Raw genomic sequence first — 17,799 nt, forward strand, 5'->3', positions numbered from 1 at the left:
TGAAAGATCAGAATGACACTTCAAATCCGACGTACATCTCGCGAGCGATACCAGCTAATGGGCTGCCGTATTGATCCACTGGACGATTCAAGATGCCCCATGGATTCTTGTTGAGCTCATAGAGATTGCTATCGCCGTAATTATCGAAGGTCAGGATGTTCTCACGGTTGAATACGTTCAACATTTCGAAGAACAAACCACCGCGAATGCCAGCCACCTTCACATATTTCGTCAGCCGCATATCCACTTGGAAGAAATACTCGCCCATCAGCATCTCTTCGTAACGGAGATTGGTGACGTTCAGCTTCTTCTGGTAGCGCCATGGGCTCTTATAGGTGGCAATGGTCGACAGCTTCACATCAAATGGGAAATCCCACAATAATGACAATTTTCCCTTCCAATCATTGTAGCCGCGAGAATAGGTCGGCCAAATATAAACCACGTCCCAGTCATAATCCTTGGTGGCATTGTTATAGCTCAAGCTGGTGGTAAAGGCCGCATCCTGGTTGATCCCCGCTCCACTGATCGAAGATTTGTCGTAGGCATAGGAAATGCTCAAGTTTCCAGACAACCCGAAGACACCGAAATACCGTTGCGGCGTGGGACGCTTCCAGAAATTGAGTTCTAGACCTCGGCTATCTCGGTAGCCCCAATTGGTGTAATAAGTGTATAGCGAGAAATCTGTCTTTGTCAGGGATTTGTCCTGGTTAATGCTATATCCAATGGCGGTTCCATTGCGAACGTCTCGGTAGTAGGCTGTCAGATCGACACCAAAATCGTTCGTGATCGCCATATTGACGCCGATCTCATAAGCAGTCGCTTTCTCGGGATCAGGATCGGAGTTCCAAACGGCGGGCAATGAGACATTCGCGAACGAGCCGTAGTTCTGCAACCAATAGCCCAAATTAGGCTGGGTGGTATAAATGCCCCAGCTATAATGCATAGCTGCATTTTCAGTAATCGGATGGGAAATACCAATGCGCGGACTGACATAATAATGGGTCTTAGACTTTTTGGTAGCATTCCAAACATTGACAGCCTGACCATTGGCAAAAGTATCCCATTTCACAGGAGCAAAGAAGTTATCCCAGAATTTGGTATCCAAATTGTAGGCATCAAATCTTGCGCCCAGATTGACGATAATCCCTTCAAATTCGATTTTATCTTGCACAAAGCTTCCGAACGACCAGGGATTGATATCGTAAATCACGGTCTCAAATTTGAATGACGGATCTGGGAAGCCAACGCTGGATTTGTGGGAGAAGCGATCGATATTGTGGAGCTTATATTCCAAACCAGCTTTCAACTGATGATGGAAACTCACTTGATTGGTGTAATTGGAAGCCAGCGTGAGTGTGCTGGTCTTGAGATTCTCATAATGATAGCCAGCTAAGCCGAAACGAATCTGGTTCTGGAATCCAGTTACTTGATAATTCGGATCATTGCCCGGAGCCGTATTGAAGATACGGGTATTGGGGTCGTTTAGATATTTGTCGGCTTTCTCTTTGGTGTCCAGAATTAGCCAGTCGCCGTATTTATCATATTGCAGTTTGTCATCGACTGGTTTGTAGCCCCAGGTCCGTTCGTTGCCCACGTAGCTGATGGTGGTCTCCAAGAAACTTGCTGGGTTGAACACATGCGTGTGCTTCAAATAAGAGGCCAATCCCATGCGATCCCAAACTGGTTGTCCTTCCAACCAGAATTGATAGACGTATGAGTACGATCGGTTGGTCCAGCCGAGCAATTGACCCCAATCATCCACTTTGCCAAACAGGGTCAGCCGATCCGAACCTGTAACATCGTAATTCAACTTCAACGAAAGCCCGAGCTGTCGCTGGAATTCACCCGGGAACCGGCCATGGTCATTTAGGAAATTCCCAGCGAAGAAGAAATTTCCTTTTGATGTCATAGGCCCACCAAAGCTGAATTCAGAGGTGATGCGAGGCTTTTCGCCATATTCGTATTTGCCAGGCTCCCAAGTCATCAATGCAGCGAGGGCAGTGTTGCCGCCGTTGATTAACGCTTGTTTATGGGCCATATAAAGATCTGCTGCAGTTTTGCCTTCGGCCACCACAGCGTTGTAGCAATCTGGGCCTGCATGATCCAAACCACCTAAGCTGGAACGCACAAACAGTTTGCCAGAATAGGTCTTTCCACCGCTTTTGGAGGCAATATTGATCACACCAGCCGAGGCGCTATATTCGGCATTGAATGTCCCAGCAATGACATTGGCTTCAGCCACCGTGCTCTGGTCAATTCCGACAGCGGTTTGCACCATTTCAGCGGAACGACCTCTCACATCGAGATTCGATTCAGAATTGAATTCACCAGTGGTCGTGGATCCCAACGGATTGGGATTGCGCTTCACATTGGTGTAGCCATCTGTTCCACCGCCAGCGGCAAACATGATGTCCGTAATATTGACCCCATCGATCATATAGGCCACGCCGACTTTATTGGCGCCACGCATAGACTGGGTGGTGACTGAGGTCTGCAAGATTTCGTTCAACGTATTAACGGGGAGCACGTTATTGACAACTTCCTCAGCGAAAATGACTTTGGTCGCCGTCATGGTCTTGTCCACTGGAGGACGCTCGGCCACGATTGAAATAGTTTCACCCTCGATCACGGTCTCCTTCATTTTAAAATCGACTTTAGTGGTAGCGTCCAACTGAACCCGAACATCCTTCACCTCTTCAGTGGCAAAGCCCATAAAGGTGACTCTCAGGGTATAATTTCCTGGGGGGACATTCAAGATGAAGTACTGGCCTTGCGCATTGGCGGCAGCTCCCATGGTCGTCCCAACCACCTGAATTTGAGCGCCTGGCAATGGCTCACCAGTCTCCTGATTTGTCACCGTCCCTGCAATTTTTCCCAAAGCAGCATAGGACGGCATCGAGAAAACCAAAATGACGCCTATAGCACAAACTATAGACAAAACTTTGAGATTCTTCATCGACATAACATTCCTCCACATTATTTGGATTGATTGATTCATTACCAAAACCATTTGCAGCTTATCGATCGCTTCTTTTTTCGCTCGCCTCCTTCAATGTTCTAAGTTAAAAATCAACGCCCAATTTTAACTTCAGCCTTAATGAATCTCCTTATCATTCTGATATCAATCATCACCTCCTTCAAAAACTCGTTATCGAAGCTACCCTTGAAAAAAAAACGGCGAAAAAGCAACCCTTTTAGCCTTCGAACAAAAGGGACTTTTTCGCCGTTTGAATTTTGAACAGAAGATCAGCTTGGTCTATCAAAGTTGCTGAGTTTATCATTCCTCTACTATCGTTGGGTTGGAAAATTCATCTGAACAACTTGATCAAACCATCTGGTGCAGATTTATCATTTGATTTAGAACAAAAGGCTCACCCTATCGGGATAGTATCAAAAGCCTGCCTTATTCACATCATAAAATGACGCCAAATATACAAAATAAAATGTGTTTTGTCAAGCGTTTTTTTTTATTTTTTGTAACGGTCTCGAAAGCAACACCAACATCTTAATATCACAGATCGATATTCATCTTCGATATGTATCGGCTTTATCTGCTCTATGAAAAATTTTTTAAATTGCGATTCTAATTTTTATTTTTTCGGCATCGGGAGGAAGATGTGATAAAGCTCATAGGTGCTCTTTTGAAACGTCTTAGGATTCCCCTTCAGCAGCAGATCGTAGTCGGAAATCGCTCGTACCAAACCCAATTCTGGCTCAAAATAATCGCTCGCTGTCCCAATTTTGTGGAACAGCGTATCATTGCTGGTCTCATCATACAATAGAAAGCTGATGGGTTGCCAAGTGACCTGTCGAACCTTCAATTTTTTGGTTCTGTCTTCTGGAACTATCACCTCGGTCCATCCTTTATATTGAGCTGAACCCGAAAATTCATAGCGCAGCTCGTGATCGCGACCATCTGGACCTGGAGCAGTAAATGTTGTGTCCTTCCTGAGCTCCCATGAGGTATTCACTCCATCAGTGACTTTAATAACAGGTTTCCAAAATGCCAGGATGACCGAGTCTCGATAGGCGAACCCACAACTGACCGCCAGCGCCGCCAAATCTGTGGGAATTTTGTTCCAAATTGTACAGGAGTCATCAGTGTAAAAGCTGCACAAGGCACCTTTCTCAATATAGTAATGAATGACCTTGCCTGCAACAGTATCACTGTAGATGTAGCGACGCTCCGAATAATCAAATGGGTAAAGAATTTGGTTGTTTCGATCGGTGACGTAACTGATGAAATTGAGTTTTGCTCCTTCTCTAACAGGATAGAACACAGCGCACGGCTCTTTTTTTTTGCCGCAATTAAAGCTGATGATCAAGATTATTGCGATTAGAAACCATAATTGTTTTTTCATTTCAGCTCTTTTTATCTTTAAAACGCCTTTTGTTTGTCAGCCAGGATTAGTAATTTATGATAAAGCGAACCAGTCTCCGCATCATTCTCGATGGTTAGGCGCTATAACTTAAGAGCGCTAACTTATTCATAGCGATATAGTGGATTCGGTGAAATAAACCGCTGCCAATTCGGATCGGACAATTCACCCCGTTTGGTCGAATGCACCAGCTCATATTGATTGAATCCAGTTCGATCGATGAAAACGAAAATGACCCCTCCCTCCAAATTTTCGTAGCGCCAGATCTCGTACGGCTTGGTGCCAGCTTCGCTCGGGTGACGCTCAATATCGGTCGGCGTGCCATATTTCAAAAATACGATTCCTTGGTCGGTTTTCCAGCCCCGCTTGAATGATGTCTTGTACTTTTGATCAGCTTCATGAATTCTGGCAAGAAATCTATTTCGAAATTCCGTCGTGGATAGTCCCAACTGGGCCGCATTCATCGACCAGAGGTTGTAAATTTGCGTCCGCTTCTGCTCGATATTAGAACTGCTCTCATAAATTTTTCTCAGTTCTTTGTTCGTCAGCGCGAACATTTGATCGTACTCCTGATCCAATTGTGCCTCGCTAAAACCATCCAAAAACGTAGGTTGCTCCACCCGGCTAATTGCTTGTAAGGATGATATAACTTGCGGAGGTTTCTGCACGGCAAATTTCTTGCTTGTGATCAGCTTATAAGGCTTATTAGACCGCAGTTGGAGAAAGCAAGAGAGTGTATAGTTGCCGTCGGCTAATTCCCAAACGCCAATTTGTCCAATCTCGCGTGTCGATTTATGGGTGATCGGGCGCCAGTCCAAAACATCGGCATTATGACCTACCACTCTTCCAGTTGAGTCCGCGACTTGCCATAACACGGCATATTGGCTATCAGCAAATTCTGCTGCCATATTATAGAGCTCAAAATAATAATATAAATCGTGGACATCCACGCCGAAGGTCAGATCCGGCTTAGGGATGATATCATACGCTCTCTTGCGGAACCTGGGATCGCTGGTTTGATCGAATGGTTTGATGCTAGAGGCTATGAGCAAATCGCTAATTGTTGGCTGACTGGCCGAGAAATTCCTTGCAATAAAACTGGCTCTGGCACTATCGATGGCGCCGCCGTAATAGTCCTTGGCCCAGATATAAACCTCGTAGCGACGTCCTGGCTGAATCGGATAGCGGATCAGATCGACTAAATGCTGTTTATTTTGCCTGAGACCGATGGTATCGGCCAATTGGCTCGGGCTTTTCCATTGCTTTGTGGCCCATAGAGTATCGTCTTGGAAAATATTCAGACTGAAATAGACAACTCCCTGAAAATTTTTTTGTTCATCCTGCTGATACCCGATGCCGTTCACCGGGCAGGCGTAATAAAGCTCCAGGTAGCTTTGGCCGTCTGCGCCAAGAAACTGGGCATGATCAAGCCACACCCGAAACCGACCTCCAGCAATGGCTGCATTGATGCAAAGCATTGTCAGCATGGCGATAAACCATACTCGATACATTTTTTGCTGCTTTTTCACTTCCTCTATTCCTTGCTTCCTCATCTGTTCGATAAATAGTGCAATTTTTGATCATTGCCTTCAGTATAATTCATGGCTATTGGGATCAACAACGCGACATCAAGCTTATGTTGCACATTTGTTAAACGACAATCTCATATCAAGATTTCCTATCTATGAATAACTGGATTCACCAGTTCTATATGAGAAAGGGTTGAGGATACCTAATTCCTCAACCCTTTCTTCAGAATTGCTCGTGCTAATTCCTCACTTTAGAAGCCAAGCTCCACGGAGAACACATTATTGGCATTGAAATAGTTCACCGCGCGATAGGCATAGTCGATGCCTAAGGTAAGCCCGCTGAAGCTATACTTGAGCCCAGCTCCCAGGGTGAGGCCAAAGATGTTGGCGCTTTCGCCAGTGATGTCCTGGGTGTTGTTCATGGACAAGCTATAGCCGCCTCGGAGGAATACCATGTTATTGAAATTGTATTCCAGACCGAATCGCGTGAAATCATCGTCGAAATTGTTGTTGACGAAATGGGATTGCACGCTAATTTTGTTGGCTTCGCCGAGTCCCAGAGAATAGCCGAGGCCGATCTCCATGGTGGAGGGCAGTTCGTCCGAACCGGCCACCACTTTATAGAACGAAGCGGGACGGCTGACATCCTGGGGGCTAGCCTGACGCAGAAGGCCATTGCCATCAAAGGTCATGGCCGGCCCGAGGTTTTTGATCACCACGCCGATATTCAAGCCATTGATATCTCCCAGATTTTGGTATTGTACACCGATATCAAAGGCAAAACCGGTGGCACTGACGCGATCCATCGATTCCGAGATGATCTTGGCGGTGGCACCCACGGCCACGCGATCGGTCAATGCACGGGAATACGATAGCCCGACCGTCATGAATTGGGGTGAGAACAGCGCGCCAGTCCCATCGGGGGCATCTTCGGTGGTGATGGCGATATCGCCAAAGCTCAAGGTTTTAAAGCTTAAGCCAAGCGAGCCAACGCCTCCGAATTTCACCGCGGCTGCGGCATAGCTCACGCCAATATCAGCAATATAGGTCATGTGAGAAAACAAACCTGCACCGGTATAGGGCATTTTGTCCAGACCGGCTGGGTTCCAATATAAGGCATCTAAGCCGATTACGTTTGCTGCTGAGGCACCGCCCATGGCGATATACCTGGCGCCCACTGGGATCAGCAGTTCCGAGGCCGCGTTGGTACCAGCTCGGTTGGAGCCGGCCGCGAAAACCTGTGCGCTCAGCACCAGCGTAAGAATAACCATGTATGTGATGAGGTTAAAACTGCGCTTCATAATTATTCTCCTTATGAATGATTCCTGATTTTGATCACTCTTACAATCATTGGATCGAGCGCAGCGATTATCGATAAATCACTGCGCGAACGGATCTTTTAATAGATCGGTAAGAACTGCTGCTCGCGCACTAGCGCCAACTTCAAGGTCTTCGACTTGCCCAATTCTGGCAAATCGATATAGATGATGTAGACGCCACTTGCCACTGGTAGGCCATCCTGGTTCTGCAGATTCCAGGTGGCGAACTGGCTCGGACTATCTTTCTCAATCGTCTGGACCAAGGTCCCTGCCAAAGTGAAGATGCGGATCACCGCCTTCTGCGGCAGATGGCTAAAGGTCACAAAACGATTGAACCGATCGCGCTCCACGATATTGAATCCGTAATACGGGTTCGGGAACACATTGATTTTCTCGATATCCGCTTTGGCGTCTTCAATGCTATAAGTTGGCGCTAAGGTTTTGAATGTGAATTCATCAGCCGAACTGTTCACGTGGTTAGCATTGACCACGATATAGTCACCAGCTTGCGGCACTCGAGCACCACGGCGGCTGAAAAGGCAAACGTACATAAGATCGATCTGGCTGGCACCGTAAAGCATATCAGCACTGATATAAGGTTCTTTCGGCGTATCTGAATAATCTGATGCGAAGATATAGAGGAATTCTCGAGTTGCATTAATTCCGCCTTCGGTATCATACCGCCCAGGGAACCACTTGCCATCAAGTTTTCCGGTTGCAGTGTTATTTTCCTGGAAACCGACTGCTAAGCGCCGTGGTGGATTGCTCTCCATGTCATAGGCAGCCAATGGAATGGGTCGGAAATCCTGATATGGATATCCAGGTTTCGCATTGATTATAAATTCAGCGAATTCTGGTTTTGCAGGCGGGTTAGCTGCAGCCCGCAAATAACGATATGCCATAGAGACATTAGGATCATTCGGATCTAAAATATTACCATTCTCATCGGTTGCTGCGAATCGAATTTGAATATTCTTCAATTGAGATGCAGGGACGCTTGACCCAAAGAAATTAGCGCCCCATCCAATCAATCCATTCCATCCCTCAAGATGCCATAACGGAGCAGCACCACTTGGATCACTCCATGCCGTTACCCAGCGATTTTGTGGAGGATAATATAGGTATCCTTCATCTTTCACTCCTGGAGGCGGGCCTTGGACGATCACCTGAACGCCATCTGCGATCAGATAATTTTCATCCCCGCTCTGGTTGGTTTGATTGGCTAGCACCGTCTTATTCTTGGTCACATTGACCAGATGCCAAACGGTCTCACCTTCTAACTCTGAAAATGTAACTTTATATTCGTCGCCAGTTAACTTGGTCGGGTCCTTCACGATCGCAGCCACGGTACCATCGCTGGGTCCGACATGTGTGACTTCCAATTGCTGATCGATTTCAGCTTGGAGCCGTACGCCGGGCTTCAGCGTTTGTGGTACAACTTGAACCACAGATAACGTGCTTTCAAGAGACTTTATTGTCGCCGTAGGATCTGGGTTATAGCTGTACGAGGTGACTGCAAAATAGTAGGTGCGACCATTGGCTAACGGTTTTTCGCGGAAACGATCATAGTCGATCGTCGCCGTCCGCTTGATACCGCTGTTCTTGCCAATTTGGACCGGCAGATTCAATACCAAACCCGAAGCCACATCGAAGGTCTCCTGGGTGATGGTAGTGACTTCGTTGACCACATCATAGGTGGCCAGTTTGATGCCCTGGCTCACGGCTGCTCCAGCGGTCGGCAATTGATACAGATTGTAGCCTTCAAACACGAATCCTTTGTCGGTGAAGTTCTCAACTTCGGCGACGCCGGCAGCGTCATAGCCCCAGTTCAGGAAGATCTTGCCATCGAATTCCGTGGCTTGCAATTTCGGGGCTGGCGGCGCCTTAGGCAATTCGAACAACACGTCGAACGCTTCTTGAGCAAACCGGTCGTAGAACTTCAACACGGAGATGCTCGACAGTCGATCCGAACCCATGGCACCCAATAGTGCGATCACGGTCTCGGCAGTATCGCCGAACGCCATCTCGAATGGTCCCGATACCAACAGAATTCGACGGTCACCCGCATTGGAGTCGATCCAACCAGTGCCGGTCACTGGGTCGCCAGGGACACGGTACATGGTTTTCTCACCAGTAATTGGGTTGGTCCATCGTTCTGGCGGAGCAATGGGACGAGGCCGATAGCCACGTAACAGGTTCCACCACTGTTGAGTTCCTGTATAAGGACCGCCGCGATCCGGATCACTGTCAATTTGGCCGGCGGCAAAGAACGCGAACGAGGTCATTGGCAGGTTAACATAGTCATTGATCCTTTTCAGGTGCCAGACGGCGCTGCCACCAGGATGCGGAACTCGCGGACCAGCGAAGAAATCGTAACCACCTGCTGGCGGTGGGAAACCAGCTTGCGAGTAGACAGGATCCTGAGAAGTGGCGTTGTAAACGTAACCTAGGCTCAACGTGGTATCGCAGCCAGCATAGTCGTCTCCAGCTTCGCCGTTATCCGGGTCGGACCACTGGCAGACATACATGCTATCGATAACAGCATTATCTGGGGTTTCAGCCCGGCCTTTGTAAATCAGCCGGAATTCTTTGAAAATGATATTGCCCAATGGGTCGGTTCGCTTATAAGCCCACAGGGTCAGCTGCATTTCGATTCCCATTGGTGGCGAACCGTATAGGCCGATTGTCGCGGCCTGGTTCAGGTCATTACAAACCAACCATACGACCTGATCGCCATTGGCATAGCCAGGCTCATCGCCTTGAGGATACAAGATGGGAGTGCCATCGGGATTGAATTTGGGAGTATATTTTCCATCGCCATCTGCATCATAGAATGGCGCGCCTTTGTAAGCTGGCCAATCGATCCAGTCGTTCCGATAAATATTGCGGATTTTTTCGATCTCAGCAGCAGTGACTGACGCGGCGGGCATATCAAATACCTCAGCAGCATCCAGCACTAATGCCTCATCCGAGACGGTGGCAAAGTCCCGTCGGATGCGCCAGATTCGGTAAACATTTTCTGCATCGTTGATATTTTCGCCAACGCCCTTACTGATAATTCGTCCTGGAACAGTACCAGTGGAATAAGCCTGACCCCCAACTCGGATTCTGGGATCAAGACCATCGTTCATGATACCGCCCCAAATAAGACCATCCTGGAAGATGAAAGGGGTTTTGGGCGTGCTGCCACGCGGGAAATAGACACCAGAGTTCCCACTTGGCTCGTTGGCGGAGGTTCCATCGGCGTAAATCCACATCGCCACCTGCCCGATATTGACCAAGGTACGGTTCACCATATCCTTGGTTGGGGCAGAGGCTTTCGCCAGGCTGGAACCAGATTTCTTTCCTCCCTCCACAGCCGCTAGGCTAATTGCATAGCCTGCAAATAGGCTGATGGTGAGGAAGAGAAGCATCAAATTTATCTTCTTCATTCGTTACCTCCGTATATACGGTTCAACGTTTTTTAAATATCTTATTCGGTGACAAATAAGATCAGAATCCCGATTAATATTCTAAGCGAACACCAAAGCGAATCTGTCGCGGTCGCTCGAACAGATATTGTCCGTAAATTCTCTGGTAGTTGGTGCCATTTCCTGAGAGATTCAACGCCTCATACAATGCCCAGAAGATCTTCTCGCCACCATTGGCCTGGGCGATCGGTCCGCTGGTCTGCGTATCAGCCCTGAAACCATCATCCCATGGGTTGCCTGTTCGTGAGTACACGTTGGCAACGTTGCGACGATTGGTCAGATTCTGGACATATACGTAGAAATTGGCAGCTACAGGACCGAAATTCACGGTCTTATCCAATCGAGCATCCAGCGTGAAGATCCATGGGGTCATGGAGGAGTTGACCGCTTCCAACGGGTTGCGGTTCCGTGGGTCAGAGATCTCTCCGCCCAAGCTGGCATCTTGCTGACCGAACGCGCCGGTACGCAGGGTGTATGGATGTCCACTGGCGAATTTGAACAGCAGGTTCAGTCCCGACTTCTCGAAGATCACGCCGCCATCATCCTCGCCGAATCGATAGTCGATGTTAACAGCACCGGTATGCGGACGATGGAAATCCAATGGGCTGATAATGGTCGGTACCTGGGTTCCTTGTTCAGTCCCAGCGATCGATGACGTGGAAACCGAACCAGTGCCCAACGAGCTGGAATAGGTGTAATTCACTTGGCCAGCCAGTCGGTTCGTGCGACGCAATACCAGAGAAAACTCCAGACCCTTGGTCGTTGCGAAGTCGCCGTTCTCTAAGATATTATAATAAGCGATCGCATCGGTCGGGCCGCCGATCACACGGCCTGTAGTGATCCAGCCTTGAATGTCTTTATAGAAAGCTGTGATATCAAACGAAGCATTATCGGTGAATTGATGGTTGAAGCCAATTTCATACTGGGTGGTGCGTTGCGGATCCAATCCATATCCAGGCGGGTTCAGGAACGCAAAACCACCGAGATACATCTGGTCGTAGGTCCGCTGTCCACGATAAATCTGATCCAAACGCGGCTCTTGGATGAATTTGCCGTATTGGACATGGAACACGGTGCGGGATGTGGCTGGGAACGCCAATCCAATTCGTGGACTCACGTAATATTTGAATTTCGATTTATTGATCTCATCGACTTTAATGATATGCAGCTCGCGATCCCATGCCGGGTTCCGCGGATCATCATAGGTGAAATCATCATTATTGAAGCCATCCAAACGGACACCCGCGCGGATCACTAATTGCTTTGCTTCAAATTTATCCTGGATAAAAGTCGAGAAATAGGTGGGATGCTTGGGTCCATTGAGGCCAAAGGTGTTCTCATCGATCTCATTGCCCCAAGTGTCATATCCATAACCATCCGCGGCAGTGTTAGCCAGCCACTGACCCAAAGCAGTTTGATCACCGTTGAGGGCACCAACCAGGATATCTGGGTTATTCAAACGAGTGATGAAAGCGTTGAATTCGTTCACTCCCCAAGCGCGAACTGTCCAGCGCTTGAAATCGCCACCAAATCGCACTTCATGTTGTTTAATTTGCGAGGTGAACGTGAACGAACCACCCCAATAGTTCCGTCTTTGCAAATCGTAGCTTCCAGGTGTTCCTGGGACTGTGAAATCAAAACCGTAAATATCAATCGCGTTACCAACGTTTCCACCTGCCCAGTTCTTAAAGGTCACACCTTTTTCGGCATTGGCAACACTATCATAGTAAGCCCAGTAATTATCTTTCAACAATGGATCATAATTCTTGTAACGATAATCGAAGTAATTTAAATTGATTTCATAATAAGTTTTGGGATTCAAAATGTGCGTGGCCCTCAAGGTATAGAGCCCATCGCTATTCATATTAACCTGCTTTCGATCCAAATTGAGGATGTTGATATAGTTATTGGATCCGCTCAGCCATCGGGAGTAAGACAGGTTGGCGGCTAAACGTACCCGGAACGGGAAGGCATCATAAACCAAGGTCCCAGTTCCAACATAAGTGTTTTGGCTCATGCCTGGCATATTGCCGTCCACCATGTGCAATCCCTGCTTAATGGTGTCAGCATAGTTAGTGGTGATCAGCGGGAAGTTGCGATCATCAATATATGTGTCGGCATGATTAAAATCGAATCCTTTCCAGAAACGGACGGCTCGATCTCGCCAGAAAGTATTCTGCCCAGCCACAAAGAATTTTAGTTTTTTATTCAAGATCGGCAGTGGGCCGGATGCCGTGAATGTGTAATCGCTATATCCGTAAGAGTAGGTATCGAGGAATTTCTTGCCGTTTTCAGCGAAGTTATCGGTCTCGGCCTGGAGAGATAGCTTTAATGTCGGACCACCAGAACGCAACGTCTGTCGAATAATACCCGCATTAGCCCCACCGAACTCGGCATCATATCCACCAGCCTGCAATTGTACTTCTTCAATCGCATCGGGGATCACACGAGCGCGGTTGGAACCATCCATCACGTCACGGGTGGCTGCACCCTCCAAATAATAACCGATCTCTTCACGACGACCACCACGGATGTAAATTTGATCATCTCGGGTCACTACACCGGGCTGGATCTGGATAATCGCAGTAATACTTCGAGCTGGGATATGCTTAGCTTCCTCAAAGCTCAGAATACGGGTCACATTGGTGGCGCTGGTTTGCACTAAGGGGCGTTCCGCCACAATGGTTACTGCCTCCCCCATGATCGCAGTCGGCGTCAACTTGAAATCTACCGTCGTGGTCAGGTCCGCGTTGACACGGATGTTCTCGATAGTGACCACATTATAACCCATGAATGAAGCCTGCAATGTATAGGTCCCTACCGGAACGTTTAAGATGATAAACTTACCGTAGATATCTGTCGCCGCTCCCATGGAGGTTCCAACGATCAAGACGTTTGCACCAGGCAGCAGATCCCCGGTCTCTTTGTCCACTACTGTTCCTACGATCTTACCAGTAGTGGCAGCAAACAGGATCACTGGAACAAATACGGAGCACGCCAGGAACAGTAAAATTTTGCTCTTCATAAATAAACCTCCGAGTTTGAGTCTTTTCTAAAGGGAATTATTTATCCTTGAGGGTTAATGCGCTCAATGTACCGCCAGCAACGCTCCCTATAATGTAAACCGTCGATGGCTCGTTCCCAACGGTCACATCAAAGGTTAGGGCTGGAGTGGTTCCACCTTTTGGAGTGACCGTCACAGCATATTGACCAGGTGTTGCTGCAAGATACCTCCCAATTCCTTTATATTTTAAACCGGTCCACTGAAGTTCTTCGGGACCTGTGGCTTTAATATCAACCTCGGGAGCATCTGGAGATAGGTGAACGAAACGCAATTTGCCTTTCTCGCCAGTCAGGGGATCAAATACTCTCAATTCATTGGCGCGCACAAAACTCAGCTTGCCGCCTTCTTTGATGATGCACATGGTCCCCCGGTAATCCGTGGACATCGACATAATCAGCGTATCACCAGTTGAGAATATCAGTTGTTTCTTGCCAGCGAGATATTCAGCGTAAGGGGTGACTCCTTTATAATCGAGTGTGCCAAATGGCTGTTTATCAAGAATCACTGATACGCTTCCCACACCCTCTGCGACATGAAGGAAACGGTAATAGCAATAAGGAGTCGGGGGGGTAACTGCTTTGGTTGGCATATCTACGCAGCTCGATAGTATAAATATCGACAATACCCCGAGCAGCAAAGATACACTCATTAGTCTGAGTCTCATTTTCATGCACTCTCCTTTAATTAGTTACTTAACCAGTTAAGGAATTAATTAAATTACCTAGATAACCGAAAGATAATTTTGGGACATCACCTCCTCTCAAGAGGATTCAAATTGGCTTCAAGTACGCATAAATCGGTTTGTTCACAAAAATCAATTCTACCGATTAACCTAAATGACACATTGGTTTTATTTTTGCAACTTTTATACCAGATTTCTAAATCAATTTTAACTCATTTTAGTTTTAATTAGTTATCAATGCTATTTTGAATCATCAATTCTTCAAAATATGCAGACTTTTGCATCATAATGTGAGAAAGAATTTGCATAGGCGCCTCGCTTTTGTTTTCGACCTATTAAAAAGAGTGCAATCAAATCGTTCTATTGCTCTTTAAAAATTTTCTTGCAAACTGTGCCGATAATGCTTATATTGTGCCCGACTAACAGAATTTTCGATTAAGATATGGCACGTTCGTCAAAAAACAAGATGGTGAAATTCAAACATCAATTTAGGAAATGGATGAAGCGGCTATGAAACCTAAGGGCAAATTTATGATCGAATCGAATGTCGAACAAATTGCGCTGAATAAGAGTGGCTTTGAAGCGATCTATGAACCTGTTGAGAAAATCCCGGTTATTATAGTAGACAATTTTCCCGCGTTAGGAAAATTGACCGCAATGCGCTTTTTAGAGTGGGTTCAACAGCATCCTGAGGGTGTAATTTCTTTGCCAACTGGCAAGACACCCGAGCATTTTATCAAATGGGTCCAATATTATCTGCACCATTGGGATGAGAAAGACACCCAACAGGAGTTGGAGCAATGGGGCGTAAATCCGCTGAAAAAACCAGAAATGACAGGTTTGCGGTTCGTTCAGATCGATGAGTTTTATCCCATCAATCCGCTGCAGTACAATAGTTTTTATCACTACATCAAAAATTTCTACATCAAAGGATTTGGTTTAGACCCATCCAAGGCAATGCTGATCGACACTTATCGAATCGGAGTGCCCGCGGATATGTCTCTGGAAGAGGTATTTCCCGATGAAAAAGTTGACCTGACATTGCGCACTCGGCAGCCTGTGAACAAATTGGAGGAGATACAAAAAAACGTCATCGCCGCAGTCGATCAGTACTGCACCGATTACGAGACGCGGATTAGAGAGATGGGAGGAATCGGCTTTTTTTTAGGGGGTATTGGCCCAGATGGCCACATCGCTTTTAACGTTCGCGGCTCCGATTACTATTCGACCACTCGTTTGACTACCACCAATTATGAAACTCAAGCCGCTGCAGCGACGGACATGGGGGGAATCGAAGTCGCTCGACATCGATTAGTGATTACGATAGGACTCAGCACAATCACTTATAATCCTGATACCGTGGCGATCATCATCGCGGCTGGGGAGGCCAAATCTAAAATCGTCGCAGCAGCGATTGAGAACGACGCGAAGAACCTTTATCCAGCTGCTGTTTTGCATTCTCTGCCAAATGCCCGCTTCTATATCACTCGTGGGGCAGCCAGACATCTGCAAGAACATCGATTTGTCGAATTCTCGCGCAAGGAATCCTTGACCGATGAGGAGATTGATCGGATCGTTATCAACCTGGCGCTTTTTAATGAGAAAACATTGGATCAATTAACAACGGAAGATTTCAAACGCAACAAATTTGGTCAAGAATTGTTGAAAAAGACCCAGCAAAAAGCATCAGATTTAACCGCTAAAGTTCGGGAGCGCATGATTTCCAAAATCGAAGAGGGACTCCGCCAAATAGAGGGCGAAACGTTCTTGCATACTGGTCCTCATCACGATGACATCGAACTGGGTTTCTGGCCCTACATGGTTCATTTAGTGCGAAGTCCCCTGAATCGACACCATTTCAGCTATTTTACAAGTGGATTCACTGCTGTCACGAACAAGTATGTGCTGGGACTTTTGGAGACTCTGAAGTATTATATCGACTCGCCATCGTTTTCACGACTGATGAGTCAGGGCTATTTCGATCCAGAGAATGAGATTGCTCGCGATAAAGATGTCGCTCATTATCTGGATGGCATTGCTGCTAATAACCAGCAAATGAGAGCTGAAGCGGAAAGTCGCCGACTGTTGCGCAATTTGATTTTTCTATTCGACGAATATGACCTGACCCATCTAAAAAATCGCATTGATGAAATGATCAATTATTTCAAGACGCAATATCCAGGCAAAAAAGATATTCATTACATTCAACAATTAAAGGGGATGATTCGGGAATGGGAATCTGATTTAGTATGGGCCTATTTGGGATTTCATAGCAACGCAGTGACTCATTTGAGATTGGGTTTCTATAAAGGGGAAATTTTTACCGAAGAACCGGATTTGCAGCGAGATGTGCCGCCCGTGCTCCGACTGCTCGAACGCATCCAGCCCTCGGTCATCACAACAGCGTTGGATCCTGAAGGCAGCGGACCAGATACGCACTACAAAGTGCTGCAAACCTTGAGTGCAGCGCTCAAAATGTACGAAGAACGACATCCCGATCGGCAGATCCAAATTTGGGGATATCGCAATGTTTGGTTTAGATTCCATCCTGCTGAGGCAACCACTTATGTCCCTGTATCGCTCAACTCATTTGCAAGCCTGGATTTCGCCTTCATGAACTGCTTCGGTTCTCAGCGAGACGCATCATTTCCCAGCTATGAATACGATGGACCTTTTTCGCAATTGGCCCAGCGCATCATGGTCGAGCAATATGAGAAAATTAAGGTCTGCCTCGGCTCAGACTTCTTCTTGAAACACAGTCATCCACGCTTACGAGCGGCGCATGGATTTAATTTCCTGAGAAAAATGACTCTGGCAGAATTCTATCAGCATTCCATTGAATTACGGAAATCAACGGAAAATAAATGACACTTTAGGATCACTCGATCCTGCCGATTCATGGGCTGATTGTCCGTAAATGATTTTGCGATGGGCGAATGAAAAATCGGGCGAATGGTGCAAGGGTGGCGTCACTTTATACGTAGATGAAAAGGCGGAATCCGATATCGTGTTCAGTTCAGCACGTCGTCATCCTCAACAACATTCGTCCCATCAGCCCAAATAATAGGAACTGTCAATCCCCATCGGCCGAGTTGACTTTTTAATGTACTGTCTTTTTAGCTGACGAAACCTGATGCTTGCAGGTATATTGAGCGAATCCTTTCCAGATTTCTCCCCCAAATAATTGCTGGTCTTATTGGAACTGACCAGCAGGTGGCTGTTCCCATTCTTTCCTTCCATACCTAAAACTCCTCTTTAAAAATTCAACCATGAGTAAACAATTGACCCGAATTGATATATTATGCAATCATACGAGATAGGATATTCTTCGCTAAGATGTACTGCTTCGTCTCCAT

At 46.9% G+C, this 17,799-nt stretch carries 9 protein-coding genes; 1 reads left to right on the forward strand and 8 read right to left on the reverse strand.

What is annotated here, in order from left to right:
- Positions 1-7: 7 nt before the first annotated feature.
- From ONB37_02755 to ONB37_02785, 7 genes are all read right to left on the reverse strand, one after another.
- Positions 8-2,962 carry a carboxypeptidase-like regulatory domain-containing protein gene (locus ONB37_02755; GenBank protein MDZ7399065.1) on the reverse strand — a complete coding sequence of 985 codons (2,955 nt, stop codon included), beginning with the start codon at positions 2,960-2,962 and terminating at the stop codon, positions 8-10.
- Positions 2,963-3,590: 628 nt separating this feature from the next.
- Positions 3,591-4,361, reverse strand: a complete 771-nt coding sequence (locus ONB37_02760; protein ID MDZ7399066.1) for a hypothetical protein — start codon at positions 4,359-4,361, stop codon at positions 3,591-3,593.
- A 122-nt stretch (positions 4,362-4,483) separates the two neighbouring features.
- Positions 4,484-5,908, reverse strand: a complete 1,425-nt coding sequence (locus tag ONB37_02765) for a GWxTD domain-containing protein (protein MDZ7399067.1) — start codon at positions 5,906-5,908, stop codon at positions 4,484-4,486.
- 251 nt (positions 5,909-6,159) lie between these two features.
- Complete coding sequence (locus ONB37_02770; GenBank protein MDZ7399068.1) at positions 6,160-7,209, reverse strand: PorV/PorQ family protein; 1,050 nt, start codon at positions 7,207-7,209, stop codon at positions 6,160-6,162.
- 98 nt (positions 7,210-7,307) lie between these two features.
- Positions 7,308-10,658 (reverse strand): hypothetical protein, encoded by a 3,351-nt coding sequence (locus ONB37_02775; GenBank protein MDZ7399069.1) that lies wholly within the window; start codon positions 10,656-10,658, stop codon positions 7,308-7,310.
- Positions 10,659-10,731: 73 nt separating this feature from the next.
- The gene (locus ONB37_02780) at positions 10,732-13,722 is read right to left on the reverse strand and encodes a TonB-dependent receptor (GenBank protein MDZ7399070.1); all 2,991 of its coding nucleotides are present in this window, start codon (positions 13,720-13,722) and stop codon (positions 10,732-10,734) included.
- Positions 13,723-13,759: 37 nt separating this feature from the next.
- Positions 13,760-14,350 carry a DUF4397 domain-containing protein gene (locus ONB37_02785; protein MDZ7399071.1) on the reverse strand — a complete coding sequence of 197 codons (591 nt, stop codon included), beginning with the start codon at positions 14,348-14,350 and terminating at the stop codon, positions 13,760-13,762.
- A 603-nt stretch (positions 14,351-14,953) separates the two neighbouring features.
- Between ONB37_02785 and ONB37_02790 the strand changes: the two genes are divergently transcribed.
- Entirely contained in the window at positions 14,954-17,311 is a 2,358-nt protein-coding gene (locus ONB37_02790; protein MDZ7399072.1) for a glucosamine-6-phosphate deaminase, read from the forward strand.
- Positions 17,312-17,494: 183 nt separating this feature from the next.
- On the opposite strand, the gene ONB37_02795 is transcribed toward ONB37_02790, so the two are convergent.
- Positions 17,495-17,683 (reverse strand): hypothetical protein, encoded by a 189-nt coding sequence (locus ONB37_02795; GenBank protein MDZ7399073.1) that lies wholly within the window; start codon positions 17,681-17,683, stop codon positions 17,495-17,497.
- Positions 17,684-17,799: the final 116 nt, after the last annotated feature.

It is taken from the genome of candidate division KSB1 bacterium (genome assembly GCA_034506395.1).
In the GTDB taxonomy this organism is placed as follows: Bacteria; Zhuqueibacterota; Zhuqueibacteria; order Thermofontimicrobiales; family Thermofontimicrobiaceae; genus Thermofontimicrobium.